15 protein-coding genes are annotated in these 15,905 nt (G+C 57.6%); 2 read left to right on the top strand and 13 right to left on the bottom strand.

Features of this window, described 5'->3' with window-relative positions:
• Positions 1–3: 3 nt before the first annotated feature.
• A complete protein-coding gene (gene pta / locus ACGK9W_RS05030) occupies positions 4–2,166 on the top strand; it encodes a phosphate acetyltransferase (protein ID WP_041645185.1) in 2,163 nt (720 codons plus the stop codon).
• A gap of 21 nt (positions 2,167–2,187) precedes the next feature.
• Here pta and der read toward each other — a convergent pair whose 3' ends face one another.
• From der to trmJ, 13 genes are all read right to left on the bottom strand, one after another.
• Positions 2,188–3,609, bottom strand: a complete 1,422-nt coding sequence (gene der / locus ACGK9W_RS05025; RefSeq protein WP_296934690.1) for a ribosome biogenesis GTPase Der — start codon at positions 3,607–3,609, stop codon at positions 2,188–2,190.
• A gap of 9 nt (positions 3,610–3,618) precedes the next feature.
• On the bottom strand, positions 3,619–4,791 hold the full coding sequence (gene bamB, locus ACGK9W_RS05020) for an outer membrane protein assembly factor BamB (protein WP_405419351.1): 1,173 nt from the start codon (positions 4,789–4,791) through the stop codon (positions 3,619–3,621).
• The gene (locus ACGK9W_RS05015; RefSeq protein WP_405419348.1) at positions 4,791–5,447 is read right to left on the bottom strand and encodes a YfgM family protein; all 657 of its coding nucleotides are present in this window, start codon (positions 5,445–5,447) and stop codon (positions 4,791–4,793) included. Before ACGK9W_RS05015 ends, bamB begins: the two co-directional genes overlap by 1 nt.
• Positions 5,448–5,499: 52 nt before the next feature.
• Complete coding sequence (gene hisS / locus ACGK9W_RS05010; RefSeq protein WP_008174334.1) at positions 5,500–6,753, bottom strand: histidine--tRNA ligase; 1,254 nt, start codon at positions 6,751–6,753, stop codon at positions 5,500–5,502.
• A 76-nt stretch (positions 6,754–6,829) separates the two neighbouring features.
• Positions 6,830–7,948, bottom strand: a complete 1,119-nt coding sequence (gene ispG / locus ACGK9W_RS05005) for a flavodoxin-dependent (E)-4-hydroxy-3-methylbut-2-enyl-diphosphate synthase (RefSeq protein WP_008174332.1) — start codon at positions 7,946–7,948, stop codon at positions 6,830–6,832.
• Between the two features lie 35 nt (positions 7,949–7,983).
• Complete coding sequence (locus ACGK9W_RS05000) at positions 7,984–8,991, bottom strand: RodZ domain-containing protein (RefSeq protein WP_273083747.1); 1,008 nt, start codon at positions 8,989–8,991, stop codon at positions 7,984–7,986.
• A gap of 19 nt (positions 8,992–9,010) precedes the next feature.
• Positions 9,011–9,772 (bottom strand): type IV pilus biogenesis/stability protein PilW, encoded by a 762-nt coding sequence (pilW, locus tag ACGK9W_RS04995; RefSeq protein WP_405420967.1) that lies wholly within the window; start codon positions 9,770–9,772, stop codon positions 9,011–9,013.
• An 86-nt stretch (positions 9,773–9,858) separates the two neighbouring features.
• Positions 9,859–10,971: a 23S rRNA (adenine(2503)-C(2))-methyltransferase RlmN gene (gene rlmN, locus ACGK9W_RS04990; protein WP_405419343.1), complete on the bottom strand. Its 1,113-nt coding sequence runs from the start codon at positions 10,969–10,971 to the stop codon at positions 9,859–9,861.
• Between the two features lie 63 nt (positions 10,972–11,034).
• Positions 11,035–11,463 carry a nucleoside-diphosphate kinase gene (gene ndk / locus ACGK9W_RS04985; RefSeq protein WP_069184985.1) on the bottom strand — a complete coding sequence of 143 codons (429 nt, stop codon included), beginning with the start codon at positions 11,461–11,463 and terminating at the stop codon, positions 11,035–11,037.
• Positions 11,464–11,531: 68 nt separating this feature from the next.
• The gene (locus ACGK9W_RS04980) at positions 11,532–12,680 is read right to left on the bottom strand and encodes an IscS subfamily cysteine desulfurase (RefSeq protein WP_405419340.1); all 1,149 of its coding nucleotides are present in this window, start codon (positions 12,678–12,680) and stop codon (positions 11,532–11,534) included.
• Between the two features lie 22 nt (positions 12,681–12,702).
• On the bottom strand, positions 12,703–13,200 hold the full coding sequence (gene iscR / locus ACGK9W_RS04975; RefSeq protein WP_405419337.1) for a Fe-S cluster assembly transcriptional regulator IscR: 498 nt from the start codon (positions 13,198–13,200) through the stop codon (positions 12,703–12,705).
• A 78-nt stretch (positions 13,201–13,278) separates the two neighbouring features.
• Positions 13,279–14,052: a serine O-acetyltransferase gene (cysE, locus tag ACGK9W_RS04970; protein ID WP_273072528.1), complete on the bottom strand. Its 774-nt coding sequence runs from the start codon at positions 14,050–14,052 to the stop codon at positions 13,279–13,281.
• On the bottom strand, positions 14,045–14,908 hold the full coding sequence (gene trmJ / locus ACGK9W_RS04965) for a tRNA (cytosine(32)/uridine(32)-2'-O)-methyltransferase TrmJ (RefSeq protein ID WP_075267705.1): 864 nt from the start codon (positions 14,906–14,908) through the stop codon (positions 14,045–14,047). Before trmJ ends, cysE begins: the two co-directional genes overlap by 8 nt.
• A gap of 183 nt (positions 14,909–15,091) precedes the next feature.
• Here trmJ and ACGK9W_RS04960 point away from each other — a divergent pair, with 183 nt between their 5' ends.
• Positions 15,092–15,892, top strand: a complete 801-nt coding sequence (locus ACGK9W_RS04960; protein ID WP_053115017.1) for an inositol monophosphatase family protein — start codon at positions 15,092–15,094, stop codon at positions 15,890–15,892.
• Positions 15,893–15,905: the final 13 nt, after the last annotated feature.

The following is a 15,905-nucleotide window of genomic DNA, read 5'->3' as shown; positions in this document are numbered from 1 at the left end:
ACTATGGCAAAGAGTCTCTTTTTTGCACCGACTTCCATGGACTCAGGCCTGACCTCCGTTTGCCTGGGTCTGTTGCGCGCCCTTGAACGGGTAGGCGTCAGCGTTGGCTTCTACAAACCCTTCTGCCAGGCGGTTCACCGCGCAGAATCCATGCACAACGCTGGCCAGGACTCGTCGGTGGCGTTTGTGAGGGCCAGCAGCCACCTGAACCCGCCAGACCCGATTGCCCTCAAGGAAGCGCAACAACTGCTCAACAGAGGCAAAGCCGACTACCTCCTCGAAACAGTCGTGGGTGAATACCAGAAGGTTGCCCGGGATGTGGATGTGGTGATCATCGAAGGCCTCGTCCCAGACCGCAGCGAAGCCTATATCGCCAGGCTGAACGTGGAAGTTGCCCGCAACCTCGGTTCCGAGGTAATCCTGGTGAGCACGCCCAAAGACCTGGACGCCAGGCAACTGGATGAAGAACTGGACTTCTCGTCGCGCCTGTTTGCCAGTCCCAGTGATCCGGACGTTATTGGCGTCATCCTGAACAAGGTTGGGGAGCCCGAGCAGTCGGGCCTTGAGCCTCGTTCCAACAACAACCACCCTGCCCCCGTCACTGTCGACTACCAGACCGAGTGCACGGTATTCAGCGAGGGCCGCTTTCACCTCTTAGCCGAGATTCCATGGCAGGCGGATTTGCTGGCCCCCAGGGTATCCGACATTGCCAGGGAACTCGGGTTACCGGTCCTCAATGAGGGGCAGATGCACGCCAGGCGGGTCCAGAAGGTATCGGTTTGCGCCCGTAGCATTCGGAACATGACGGAAACCCTCAGGCCTGGCACACTTCTGGTCACGCCCGGAGATCGCGAAGACATCGTGGTGGCCACAGCTGTTGCCGCTCTCAACGGGGTTCCCCTCGCCGGCCTGATGCTGACCGGTGGCCTGATACCCGACCAGCGAGTGATCACCCTGTGCCACAGGGCCCTGGAAACAGGCCTTCCGGTTCTGGGGTCAGACGCCAATACCTATGAAACTGCTCATATGCTGGCCAACCTGTCGGCGGCCATCCCGATTGATGACCCCAACCGGATTGAAAAGGCGATGGAAGCGGTGGCAACCCGTATCGACACCAACTGGTTGCAACAGCATCTCAAGGTTGCCCGGCAGGACAGGCTTTCCCCTCCCGCCTTCCGATACCAGCTGTCCGAGCGGGCCCGGGCCGCGAATAAGCGCATCATATTGCCGGAGGGCAGCGAGCCAAGAACCGTACAGGCCGCCATCATCTGCCATCAACGCAGGTTGGCAAGGTGTGCCTTGATCGGGAATGCGGCAGAGATAAAACGGGTAGCGGATTCCCAGGATCTGGAACTGCCCGGGGATATCGAGATCATTGATCCAGGGGAGGTGCGACAACGCTACGTCGCTCCGATGGTAGAACTTCGCAAGCATAAAGGACTGACATCAGACATGGCGGAAGCCATGCTCGAAGACAACGTCGTTCTCGGTACCATGATGGTGGCTCTGGATGAAGCTGATGGACTGGTATCCGGTGCCATTCACACGACGGCGAATACGGTGCGCCCTGCCCTGCAACTGATCAAGACCCATGAGCATGCAAAGGTAGTCTCTTCCGTGTTCTTCATGTTGTTGCCGCAACAGGTGGTGGTCTACGGGGACTGCGCCATCAATCCAGACCCCAATGCCGAGGAACTGGCCGACATCGCCATCCAGAGTGCGGAGTCTGCGGAAGCCTTTGGTATCGAGCCGCTGGTCGCCATGATCAGTTACAGCACCGGAGAGTCCGGCAGCGGCCAGGATGTCGAGAAAGTCAGGGAGGCGACGAGGATCGCTCGCGAGCGCAGGCCGGATCTGCTGATAGACGGACCACTCCAATACGATGCAGCGGCCATCGAAAGCGTCGCAAGAAGCAAGGCGCCGGACAGCAAAGTTGCAGGCAAGGCAACGGTCTTCGTATTCCCGGATCTGAACACCGGCAATACCACTTACAAGGCGGTTCAGCGAAGTGCCAATGTGGTCAGTGTCGGGCCAATGCTTCAGGGCTTGCGGAAGCCGGTGAACGACCTTTCACGTGGGGCTCTGGTGGAGGATATCGTGTTTACGGTTGCGTTAACCGCTGTGCAGGCCAAGCAGGTGGAAAGTGCGGGGCCGGACCAGGAATAAGTCCTGAGCCCGGCCACTCACTCAGCGCTTGAGGCTCTTCTGACGCTGTTTTTTCGGACGACGGCCTTTCTTCTCGTCGTTGTCCTTCTTGACCTTCTGACGCGGAGTCAGCCGATCCACTTTGCCGGCAAACGGATTTTCACCCGATTTGAACTCGAAGCGGATTGGTGAACCCGTTACCTTCAGAACCTTACGGAAGGTATTCTCAAGATATCGTTTGTATGCTCCAGGCAGGGAATCCACTTGGTTACCGTGAACCACAATCACAGGGGGGTTGGAACCGCCCTGGTGCGCGTAACGCAGCTTGATCCTGCGACCGTGCACCATGGGTGGCTGATGCTGGGCAATAGCATCCTGCAGAATCGCAGTCAGGCGGTTGGTTGGCCATTTCGCCATCGCGGACTCATAGCAGGCTTGCACCGACTCATACATCACGCCGACGCCGGAGCCGTGAAGCGCCGAGATATAGTGCTTATCGGCGTAATCCAGGAAGTCGAGACGACGCTGCACCTGCTCTTTCACCCGAACACGGTCTTCCGGGTCCATGCCGTCCCACTTATTGACGGCGATCACCAGCGAGCGGCCGGCATCAAGGACAAACCCGATCAGGTGAAGGTCCTGATCCACGAGGCCTTCCCGGGCATCAATGACCAGAATAACCACATGTGCGTCATCAATGGCCTGCAGCGTCTTGATAATGGAGAACTTCTCCACCACTTCACTGACGTTCTTTCGGCGACGGACACCAGCGGTATCAATCAGCGTGTACTGACTGCCCTGACGCTCGTACGGGATATAAACGCTATCCCGGGTAGTGCCCGGCATGTCGTAAACCACAACGCGCTCTTCACCCAGCATCCGGTTGACCAGGGTGGACTTGCCCACGTTCGGCCGGCCAACCACTCCGATGCGGATGCCGGGGTAACGGTCAGCCCGGTCCTCTTCCTCCCGCTCCTCCTCTGAGGGCAGAAGGATTTCGAGCATCGAGCGGATACCCCGGTTGTGGGAGGCCGCAATCAGGAAAGTGGATTCAAAGCCAAGGCTGTAGAAATCCGAAGCCGCAATGTCCGGATCCTGGCCATCGGTCTTGTTCACCACCAGGTGGGCCTGCTTGCCGGACCGACGAAGACTGTCTGCAATAAGTTCATCGCCTGCGGTCAGGCCGGCACGACCGTCCACCAGGAACAGTACAATGTCCGCCTCTTCTACCGCCTGCATGGACTGGCGGGCCATTTCGAGATCAAGGCCCTGCTCGTCGCCGGTAAGACCACCGGTGTCTATGACGATGAAGCGCTGCCCTTCGTAGCTGCCCTCACCGTATTTGCGGTCTCGGGTAAGCCCCGGAAAGTCCGCAACCAGGGCATCCCTGGAACGGGTCATCTGATTAAATAATGTCGATTTGCCGACGTTAGGGCGTCCGACAAGGGCAATAACTGGGGTCATAATGGGGGATCAATCCTGCGGCTTAACCTGGAATACGGCCATCTTTCCGCTGTTGCCAAAAACCAGCAGGTTACCATTGGCGAGGCGCTGTGCCGGTACGCGGATACCCTCATCGTCGAACTCCAGCTGGCCAACCAGCTTGCCGTTCTCACGGTCAATGACATGCAGGTAGCCTTCAAAATCGCCGACCACCAGATAGTCTTCATAAACCATTGGCTGGGTCAGCTGCCGCCAGGCCAGACGATCCTGGGTCCAGACTTCCCGACGATCAGAGCCTCTCAGAGCAACAATGTCGCCATTGGCCGAGGCCAGATAGATCTCGCCGCCACCAATCATCGGGGAATAGAGGCTGGATGCCTTCCGGCTCCAGATCTCCTGCCCGGTACGAATATCAACGAGGGCAAGTTTGCCCTGGTAGCCAACCACCATGACGGCGGTCTCAATGACCAGGGGTTGCCCCGTCACGTCAACCAGCCTTTCAAGCTCGGTGCGCCCCTGAGGCTGGCCCACTTCATACTGCCACATGGGCTGCCCCGAGGCTGCCGCCAGAGCGATCAGTTTGCCACTGGCAAAGGAGGCAATGACAACGTCTCCACCGACCAGCGGCGCCGCAGCAGCCCGCATCGAAAGGACCGGAACGGTTCCGTCATACTGCCATAGCTTCTCGCCATCAGCGGCGCTGAAGCCGAGAACCTTGCCATCAGTGGTCTGGGCAACAACGAGCGAGCCATTGGACTGGGGCGCTGACAGTACTTCCGTCGGCAGAGGCTGACGCCAGACCTCGGAGCCGTCCTCACGGGAAAGGGCTACCAGATCCGCGTTCTCGGTGGTCAGGTAAAGATACTGCCCATCACCGCCGAGACCAGAGAAGATGCGCTCCTCAAATTCTGATTCCCAGACAACCTTGCCGGAATCCGAGGCCACTGCGTAAAGCTCACCATCTGCCGATGCGGCGTAGATCAGATCACCGGTATTCAGGGGTGCCAGGTAGAGAAAATCACCATCATGACCGTCGCCCACGGACATGCTCCAGACTCTCTTGAATTCGGCGGTCGCCTCAATCTCGGGAACCGGAACAGGTTGTTCGAAAGTATCCGTGGTGCTACACCCGGAAAGTGCCGCCAGCATTGCCAGCGCCATCAGCAGTCCGCGTTTTGAGATCCTGTCGCGGATAACCGGCATCAGGCATCCTCCCCGACACCGAGGTCTGCCAGTTTCAGTTCCAGAATACCGCTACGACCCTGCTGGCTCTGCTCACGGGCAGCAAGATAGGCCTCACGTGCGCCCTCCCGGTCGCCCTGCGCCAACAGGATGTCGCCACGGAGCTCGGAGTACATGGCATCAAACGCATCGGCATTACCGGCGCCGTCGATGGTGGCCAGAGCATCTTCGTACTGGCCTGAGGAAAACTGGGCGCGAGCCAGACGATTACGGACCACAAGCGCCAGTGCCTCATGCTCTCCGGTTTTTTCCAATGCCCACTTCAGGGAATCAATGGCGGCTTCGGCGTTGCCCTCCTGCATCAACTGCTGACGGGCGAGGATCAGGTTACCGTAGACCGCATAGGCGCTATCCGTGTAGTCCTCCCGCAGGGTCTGCGCGACGAAAGCGACGGTCTCGCCGCTGGTTTCATCGGCCTGGTCACTAAAGGCATTGAGGAGGTTGGCAAACTGGTTGGCTGCCTCGGTGCGTTGCTGCGCCTGATGGTTCTGCCAAGCCTGCCAGCCGAACACAATGGCCAGGGCTGCACCAATGCCGATCAGCAGAGAACTGCCGTTTATCTTCCACCAGTCCTTGATCGCCTGGACCTGTTCTTCTTCGGTGCGCAACTCTGCCATGGGGACTCCTGTTGTCGAATTTTTGCTTTTGTATCAGTAAATTTGGTCAGATTCAGTTGGCCAGCGCCGCTGCCAGAGTGTCCGCAAGCTTGTCCTGGGCGATCTCCGCCTGCGGCTCGTCGGCTCGCAAGGGTTTAAGCCCGGCGGTGCCGTTGGCCACTTCGTTCTCGCCCAGAATCACCGCGTACCTGGCACCACTGCGGTCTGCCTTTTTCATCTGGCTTTTGAAACTGCCACCGCCACAATGGGAAACAATCACACGCTCTGGCAGGGCTGCCCGGAGCTGTTCAGCCAGAACGAGCGCAGGCGCCAATGCGCCCTCGCCCATCGCCGTTACGTAGACATCGGCATTGCTGTTTACGTGCTCAGGAACCAGTTCCAGCGTTTCCAGCAGCAGGATAAGGCGCTCAAGGCCCATTGCAAAGCCCACTGCAAAGGTCGGCTTGCCACCCAGCTGTTCCACCAGGCCATCGTATCGACCACCTGCACACACCGTACCCTGGGCGCCGAGGCTGTCGGTAATCCACTCGAACACCGTCTTGCCGTAGTAATCGAGGCCCCGCACCAGCGCTGGATTCACTGAATAATTCACCCCTGCAGCCTCAAGAAGCGCCTTCAGGCGCTCGAAGTGCTCGCGGGATTCTTCGTCGAGATAGTCGTCAAGGCTGGGCGCGTTTTCGAGGATTTTCCGCGTGGAAGGATCCTTGCTATCCAGAATGCGCAGGGGGTTCGATTCGAGGCGACGCTGGCTATCGGCATCCAGGTCTGCCTTGAACTGACCGAGGTAATCCACGAGGGCGGACCGGTAAACCCGACGGGACTCCGACGTTCCGATGGAATTGATCTCAAGCCGGGTATGCTCGGCAAGCCCAAGCTCTTTCCAGAGCCTTGCCGTCAAGATGAGCAGTTCGGCATCAATGTCCGGACCGTTCATGCCAAAACATTCCACGCCAATCTGATGAAACTGGCGATAGCGGCCTTTTTGCGGACGTTCGTGCCGGAACATCGGGCCGGTGTACCAGAGACGGCGGGTCTGATTGAACAGAAGACCGTGCTCTTCGGCGGCCCGAACACAACCGGCGGTGCCCTCCGGGCGGAGGGTCAGACTGTCACCGTTGCGGTCTTCAAAGGTGTACATTTCCTTTTCGACGATGTCGGTCACTTCACCAATCGAACGCTTGAACAGATCGGTCTGTTCCACAATCGGCATGCGGATTTCCTGGTAGCCATACTGGGCCAGTACTCTGCGAACCGTGGATTCCACAAACTGCCAAACCGGCGTCTGCTCCGGCAGGATATCGTTCATCCCGCGAATTGCCTGAATCTTTGCCAATGTTAACCCTTAACTTTTTCTGGATGGTTATGCCGGGAACTGGAAACAATCAGTTGTCTGACCGGGCAATAATCGAATCTTCCTGTTCCTTGCGCCGTGCCACTTCCTCGCGAATCAGGCGCTCCAGATCATCCGTCAATGTCGCGTTGTCCAGCTTCTGGTTCGGCTTTCCCGCCATGTAGAAGAGGTTCTTGGGGCTCCCGCCGGTAAGTCCGAGATCCGCCACTTTCGCCTCACCCGGACCGTTTACGATGCACCCGATGATCGCCACATCCAGAGAATCGTTTACATCCTCCAGACGAGCTTCCAGATCATTCATGGTCTGGATGACATCGAAATTCTGCCGGGAACAGCTGGGACAGGCGATGAAGTTTATACCGCGACTGCGCAGGCGCAGGCTCTTCAGTATATCGAAGCCCACCTTGATTTCCTGCACGGGGTCCGCTGCAAGCGATACCCGGATGGTGTCACCGATGCCGTCCATCAACAGCATGCCAAGGCCAATGGAGGACTTCACGGTTCCGGATCTCAAACCACCGGCCTCGGTGATGCCAAGGTGCAGGGGCTGCTCAATCTGCTGGGCAATCTTACGGTAGGCATCGACCGTCATAAACACTTCCGACGCTTTCAGGCTAACCTTGAAATCCTGGAAGTCATGACGATCCAGGATATCGATGTGGCGCATGGCGGACTCCACCAGCGCGTCTGCCGTCGGCTCGCCATATTTGCGCTGGAGAGACTTCTCCAGCGAACCGGCGTTCACACCAATGCGAATGGGAATGTTGCCGTCCCGGGCCGCACTGATCACGGCACTGACGCGGTCATCGCGGCCGATATTGCCAGGATTGATCCGGAGACAGTCAACACCCAGTTCTGCTACCCGAAGAGCGATTTTGTAATCGAAGTGGATGTCGGCAACCAACGGCAGGGAAACCTGCTCCCGAATCTTCCCGAACGCCTCAGCGGCGTCCATGGACGGAACGGAAACACGCACTATGTCCGCACCTGCCTCCTGCAATGCCTTGATCTGGCCAACGGTGGCCTCTACGTCACAGGTTTCGGTGTTGGTCATGCTCTGCACCGCAATCGGCGCGTCACCACCCACAGGAACATTGCCCACCATGATCTGGCGGGATTTGCGTCTGATAATCGGGGAATCCTGTTTCATGTCTTACTGACCGATATGGAAAATTTGATCAAATTTCAGATTGTCAGGGTGAATTCTGACCGGTTGTTAACAACCCGGTAGCCACCGATATCCACTGGCTCGCCCTGGAAACGGATGGATTCAACCGCATCGACTGCGCCAATCACAACCCTCAAGGGCGTCGGCCCCTCGATATCAATCAGATCCCCGTTACGCTGGAGCGAATTCACCAGGCGGTTACCGGCTGCGTCACTGATCTGCACCCAACAATCGTCACTGAAGCGAATCTGGAGTCGACCGTTGTCCGAAGCATCCGACAGCCCATTCGGGTCTTCCAGAACCGGCTCGGGGGTCTGGACGACCGCAGGAATCTGATCGGTAACAGGCTCGGTTGCATCAGCCGCGCCATCGTCCGTAGCCAGTGTGTTTTCAGGCAACTGATTTTCACCAACGTCAGTTTCAGGCGCTTGAGCCTCAGTTTCTGTTTCAGACTGCTGCACGGTAGGCGCCTCCGCCTCCATAACTGCCGATTCCGACTCTTCAGCACTGGCAACAAGCACAGGTTCGGAGCGCTCTGGCTCGGCCAACGCAGCCGATTCCTCGGCTTCAGCAGGAGCAGGCTCCTCCGGCACTGATTCCGGTTCTGTCGTCGGCTCGGAAGGCGCCGGGCCCTGTGAAGGAGCCAGAAAGGTGAAAGCAAGGTATCCGGCAATGCCCAGCACCACCAGGAAAAACAGAGCCTTGGCAAGCTGACGTTTACGACGTCTGCGACGTTCGATGTCTACCAGCGGATTGGCTTCCTGCTCCTGTTCCCGCTGTTGCCGAATGGGTTCCAGTTCCTGGTCGAGGTCGGCAATCACTGCATCTGCGTCCAGCCCAACCTGTTTTGCATAAGCCCTGACATACCCTTTCAGAAAGAGTTCACTGTCAATCTGGCTGTAATCTCCCGACTCGATCGCCTGGATTACCGAAGGACGCAAATGCTGCGCTGCTGCGACATCACCGGTACTCAGACCGGTTTTCTCCCGTGCCTTTTGAAGCTGCCGCCCTACGGGCTCCTTCATAGCTGGCTGTGAGTTTTCTTCAGTTGCCATTAGAAATCAGCACCTTATATTGTTGGTATTCGACTGACTCCGGAAATTTGTTTCTGAGTTGAAGCGCAAGGCTCGCCTCCTGGTTTTCATCACTGTAGAAGCGGGCAATGCGGATTCCGGTAAGAAGGCTCTCCGGTGAGTGGACCAGACGCTGATTTCGCTGCATCAATGAAATCAGTCGCGAGTAATAGCGTGCCGCGTCGTCGTAGTCGCCAGTCTCTACGGACACCCGGGAGAGCGCCAGCAGGGAACGTGCATCGCCTCGTGTCAGCTCCACTGCGCGGCGATAGGATGTGGCCGCAGCTTCCAGTTCTCCGAGGCGCTCCTGGGTCATGCCCAGGTTAAAGAAAACCGAGCCGCGATCCTGATAACCGGTATCCCGGGACGCAGCACGGAATTGGTCGCGAGCGTCTTCCATCCGATTCTGACCGAACAGGAAGGCGCCATAGTAGACCCGCGCCCTGGTGTAGCCCGGGTCCTCGGAAATGGCCTTTTCGAAATTACGCTCGGCCAGCTCTGGCTCGCCTTCGGCGTTATAGACAAGGCCCATTGCGGCCCTTGCACCCGGGTCATCGGAATCCAGCTTGAACGCCCTGTCGAGGTGATGACGCGCACGCTCAAGGTTGCCCTGGCCGATATAGGCCGTGGCAAGTTTCACATAGTTATCGAGGGCTTCCTGGCGATCTGCTTCCCGTGAGAACCGACTGTCAGTGGTGGTAACGCAACCTGTAACCAGCAGGGTCAGCAGCATAACGGCCAACACGGAAAAACGTCGGTTTGCTGGTGTTGTTATCACGGGTGTCCCCTTCCTCGATTGGGCTGCAAGACGTTCCTGGCTCAGGGATTCACCTGCTGAACCTGAATGTACCTCTGGCTCCGGCGAGTTCTGTCCTCAACCCGGCCCACCAACTGACCACAGGCGGCATCGATATCGTCACCGCGGGTAGTCCTGATAGTGGCAATATATCCTGCTTCGTTCAGGACGGCCTGGAACCGACGTGTCGCGTTCATGCTCGGCCTCCGGAAATCGCTCTCCGGGAACGGGTTAAAGGGAATCAGATTGATCTTGCATGGCAAATCCCGCAACAGCACCGCAAGCTCACGGGCATGTTCCGGCTGATCGTTCATTCCTTCAATGACGGTGTACTCGATTGTCGCCTTGCGCTTGTCCGGCAGGCGGGCGAAGTAACGCTTGGTCGCGGCCAGCAATTCGGCAATCGGGTACTTTTTATTCAACGGAACCAGTTTGTTACGCAGTTCATCATTCGGCGCATGCAGGGAAATGGCCAGTGAAACATCGGTAACTTCCGACAGGCGGTCCAGAGCCGGCACAACGCCCGAGGTACTGAGGGTAACCCGACGCTTGGAGATCCCGTAGGCCAGATCCTCCATCATGAGGTTCATGGCATCCACGACGTTGTCGAAGTTGAGCAGCGGCTCGCCCATGCCCATCATCACCACGTTCGTGATCGGGCGATCCGGACCTTGCTCAAAGGGCATAAAGGCCTTGCGCGCAACCCACACCTGCCCGATCACTTCCGCCGCGGTGAGATTGCGATTGAAGCCACGCTTGCCGGTGGAGCAGAAAGTGCAGTCCAGGCTGCAACCAATCTGGGAGGAAACGCAGAGCGTGCCGCGCTCGCCATCGGGAATCAGCACTGTTTCGACGCTGTTGCCGTTGTCCATGCGCATCACCCATTTGCGGGTGCCGTCCTTGGACGTTTCGTCGTATACCACCTCAGGGCCACGGATCTCGGCCACCTTTTTGAGCTTTTCCCGCAGCGCCTTGCTCATATTGGTCATTTGATCGAAGTCATCAGCACCGCGCTGATGAATCCACTGCAAAACCTGAGTGGCACGAAAACGCTTCTCCCCCAGGGACTCAAAAAAAGCTTCAAGCTTTGCTTTCGGCATCCCGAGAAGGTTGGTTTTTTCAGCGGCCGCTGTCATTTCATAACCTCGATCAAATAACCAATTCGGAGGCGACCGGATGATCGCCTCCGATCAACGCAATCAGCCCCGCGGGCAGATCTCGTTGTCATTGAAAAAATATGCGATTTCGCGCTCTGCGGAAGCCGCGGAATCAGAGCCGTGAACGGCATTGGCATCGATGGAAGACGCGAAATCCGCACGGATGGTACCAGCGTCGGCTTCCTTCGGGTTGGTCGCGCCCATCAGATCACGGTTCTTCAGGATGGCACCCTCGCCTTCCAGAACCTGGACAACCACGGGGCCGGAGGTCATGAAAGCAACCAGATCGTTAAAGAACGGACGCTCTTTGTGCTCTGCGTAGAAGCCTTCTGCCTGCTCCTGGGTCAAGTGCATCATTTTGGCCGCAACAATGTTCAGGCCAGCTTTCTCGAAGCGGCTGTAAATTTCGCCAATCACGTTCTTCGCTACGGCGTCGGGCTTGATAATGGAGAGCGTGCGCTCAGTTGCCATGGTCTTTCTCCAGTTTGTGGATGGTAAAAATTCTGGCCTGCGATTATACGCAGTCCGGGGCAAACTTCCTACCGCACTGCACGGAGGCGGCTAACAACATCAACTATTTGCGAACTGGCAAAGACCACTTCCTCTTCCGTGGTGTAACGGCCGAGCGAAAAACGCAGCGCCCGGTGGGCCTGTTCATCATTCAATCCAATTCCGCGGAGAACGTAGGACGGTTCGACCGTGGCCGAAGCGCAGGCCGAACCGGAAGAAACCGCCAGATCACGCAGACCCAACATCAACGATTCGGCATCGACACCGTCAAAGGAAAGATTCACGATACCGGGAACCCGTTGGCTTTCGCTGCCATTGAGCGTGACACCATCGAGGGATTGGAGGCCTGAGAGGAAAGTCTCGCGAAGTGTCTCGAGTTTACCGATTTCCTCCTCAAGTCCGGCCTGGGCCATAGCGAAGGCCTTTCCCATTCCAACAATCTGGTGGGTCGGCAGGGTTCCGGAACGCATTCCTCGTTCATGCCCACCGCCGTGAATCTGCGCCTCGATCCGAACATCCGGCGAACGCCTTACGTACAGAGCGCCGACGCCCTTCGGGCCATAAACCTTGTGCCCGGAGAGCGCCAACAGATCCACTGGCATGGAGCTGACATCAATGGCCATCTTGCCGCCGGCCTGGGCCGCGTCCACATGGAAAAGAACGCCTCGCTGACGTAATTCGGCACCAATGGCGGCGATATCGTTGATGGTTCCCAGCTCGTTATTTACCAACATCAGGCTAACGAGCATGGTATTTTCCTTCAGCGCACTCACCACCTGATCACAACTGATCGTTCCATCGGCGGCGGGATCCAGCCAGGTCACTTCAGTACCCTGGTGCTCCAGCCACTTGCAGGTATCCACAACCGCCTTGTGCTCAATCTTCGAGGTGACAATGTGAGCATCCTTACGGCCGGCAACGGCGCCCTTGATCGCCAGGTTATCCGACTCTGTGGCTCCTGACGTCCAGACAATTTCACGGGGGTCAGCATGAATCAGCGCGGCAACCTGCTTGCGTGCGGTTTCTACAGCAGCTTCCGCCTGCCAGCCGTAAGCGTGCGTGCGGGATGCAGGATTGCCGAACACGCCCTCCAGGGTAAGGTACTTCATCATTTCATCGGCAACGGCAGGATCAACGGGCGTGGTGGCCGCGTAGTCCATATAAACGGGCTTTTTCATGGATTCCAGGAACTTGTTGGTATCAGGCCGGCGCCTGATCAGACAGGCGTTCGGTGTTGATGGTTTCAGAGCCGTTGTCGGACTGGCGACGTTTTTGCCGATCCGCAACCTGGCGAATTTCGTGTTTTCTCATCAGATCCCCGAGGCTGATCTCGCTCAGAAACTGATGAATCTGATCGCTCAGATCAGACCAGAGGTGGTGGGTCAGGCATTTCTCGCCATTCTGGCAATCGCCTTTATTGCCACACCGGGTAGTGTCCAGCGATTCGCTGACGGCATCGACAACTTCGGCGATGTACAGATCTGCCGCCGGACGACTGAGCCTGTAACCACCACCGGGGCCACGAATGCTGACAACCAGTTTCTGGCGGCGGAGACGGGAGAAAAGCTGTTCCAGGTAGGACAGTGAGATTTCCTGACGAGCCGAAATATCGGCGAGACTCACCGGCCCCTGGTCTCCATGCAGAGCCAGATCAAGCATTGCCGTAACGGCATAGCGGCCTTTGGTGGTCAACTTCATAGTGTCAGCCCCATGACGGGATTGAATCTCAAAAATGCAGAACAGAGTATGAATTGACCAACCATTTCAGTCAAGTATTCAGCGACCCACCTCATCGTCGTCGCGGACGCAATCAAAGTCCTCCTCGTGCAGTGGCGGTAACTCTCCGTTCTGGTATTCACTGTTCACCTTGCGAAGCGCCTTGCACATATTCTCGATGCGGTCGTCCACCGCATGCATGTGATCAAGCAGCGAACGCATGGCCCGAGCTACAGGATCCGGCATTTCTTCCGTTACACCATAGGCGTCGAAGCCCATGCGCTCTTCCATCTCTTTGCGGCGCGCATCCTCCTCACCCTGGCGCTTGACGATGACACGTCCGGGAATGCCCACCACCGTTGCACCCGCCGGTACAGCCTTGGTGACCACAGAGTTGGAACCGATCTTGGCACCCTCGCCTACTTCAAAGGGACCGAGAATCTTCGCTCCGGCACCAACCACCACACTGTTTCCGATCGTGGGATGTCGCTTGCCCTTGTTCCAGCTGGTTCCGCCAAGGGTTACGCCCTGGTAAAGCGTAACGTCATCGCCGATCACCGTGGTCTCGCCAACCACGACACCCATGCCATGATCAATGAAGAATCGGCGGCCAATCGTTGCACCCGGATGAATCTCAATGCCGGTAAGCCAACGGGCGATCGTCGAAATGGTCCTCGCAAGCCATTTCAATCCCAAACTCCACAACCAATGGGAAAACCGATGGAAAAGCAGTGCGTGCAAACCGGGATAGTTGGTGAGCACTTCAAAGGTATTCCTGGCGGCGGGGTCCCGATGGAACACGCTGTTAATGTCTTCCCGCAAACGCTCAAACATGGCCATTGTCCTGTTCCGTCGCCGCAGTATCGGCCTCGGTTGATTTGCTGTTGTTCCGTGTGCCCGACGCTTTCTGCACAGCGGTGAGGATGCCCCGGAGGATATTGATCTCCATCTGATCAAGTCTGGCTCGCTGGAACAGCCGCCGCAAGCGCGTCATAAGCTGCCTGGGGTTCTCCCGCCGATGGAAATCAACATCGATAAGCACCTGCTCAAGATGCCCGAAGAAGCCCTCAACATCGTGGACTTTCGCCGGCGGCACATCCCATCCTTCGTCCCCGGGCCGGGTCATCGACTTTAAGTATGGGCTTCCCTCACCGCCTTCAAGGCTTCGGAGGTAATACATCCGCAATTCATAGCACATGACCTGCACCGCCATGGCCAGGTTGAGAGAGCTGTAATCGGGATTGGAGGGAATATGAATATGATAATGACAACGCTGCAGCTCATCGTTGCTGAGACCATGGTTCTCCCTGCCGAACACCATGGCCACCGGGCCACTGCCGGCGTGCTCTGCGGCCGCGGCCGCAGCCTCGGGCGGGGCGCACACCGGCCAGGGGACTTTTCTGCCCCGGGCACTGGTACCCATTACCAGAACGCAGTCGGCAAGCGCCTCATCGAGCGAAGACACCACGTGGGCGCTATCAAGCACATCTGAAGCCCCCGCCGCACGGGCGTATGAAGCCTCGTCCGGAAACGAAGACGGGTTGACCAGCCACAGGTTGCCGAGCCCCATATTTTTCATGGCACGGGCGACTGCGCCGATATTGCCTGAATGGGATGTCTCAACCAGAACGATCCGGATCTGATCCTGGAATGTTTCCGTCCCTTCCTGTGGAAGTGCGCTTTTATGCATTGTTAGCAGGCCCAAGGTTATTGATCAGGGCGGCAATGATAGCAGAAAGCAAAGGCACCCTGCCCCTCCGGAGTACCCGTAACCTCTGGTTATTCGTGCTATTGCTGAGTCAAAAAACATACAAGCGGGGTGATCTTTTGCTATGATACCCGGCCTTCACACACCCGGATAATGAACACTCAGATGCAACCAGCTATTAAAATGGCCCTGCGCGTCGCGCGTCAGGGGTCTGATTATCTGAAAGCCCATTTCGAGCGCCAGGAACCTACCGGCAAGGACGACTCAGAACGCCGTCGTCAGCTGGAACGGGTTGAGCAATCTATTTATGACAATTTTGCCGAACAGCTCGAAAAAGCCTACAAGGACCACAGCATCGCGCCCCTGAACGAAGCGGATGCCGGAACCAGCGAAAAGAGCTGGCATATTTTCCCTGTCCTGGGCCGTGAAAATTTCCTGCGGGGCATTCCGGAGTTCGCTCTGGCCCTGTCCCAGAAAAAGAATAACCGAACTGAAAACCTGCTGCTGGTTAACCCCGTTACCGGCGAGGAATACTCGGCCAGCCGAGGCCATGGTGCGGCGCTCAACAGCCGCCGCGTGCGCGCTTCGGAAATCAAGCTTCCGGAGAAAGCCGCCATCGCTACCAACCTGCTGGACCAGGCTCGAAAGAGCGAGGATCCGATGCTCTGGGGCGAAATGGCCGCTGTACTGGCCAGGGATTCCGGTATGTTCCGTACCTCCGGCTGCGTGGTGCTGGATATCGCCCGTGTGTCCGCCGGATTGATGGACGCAGCCATCATCTTCCGTCCGGAAGCAGCCGAGCTGGATCTTGGCGTCACTCTGGCCATGGAATCCGGTGCCCTGACCGGTGATTTCTCGGGCAATCCGTCCACCGGGAACGCCCGCCAGCTGGTGGTTGCAAACCCGAAGCTGTTCCGCGAAGTGCTCAAGGTCCTGCATCCGTTCCGGGGCCGTCTGCCCCGCTGAACTCCCGGGCTCT

Source organism: Marinobacter flavimaris, assembly GCF_045057155.1.
Lineage (GTDB): Bacteria > Pseudomonadota > Gammaproteobacteria > Pseudomonadales > Oleiphilaceae > Marinobacter > Marinobacter manganoxydans.
The sequence above is the reverse complement of the archived record's forward strand: the minus strand, read 5'-3'. Positions and strand labels throughout refer to the sequence as shown.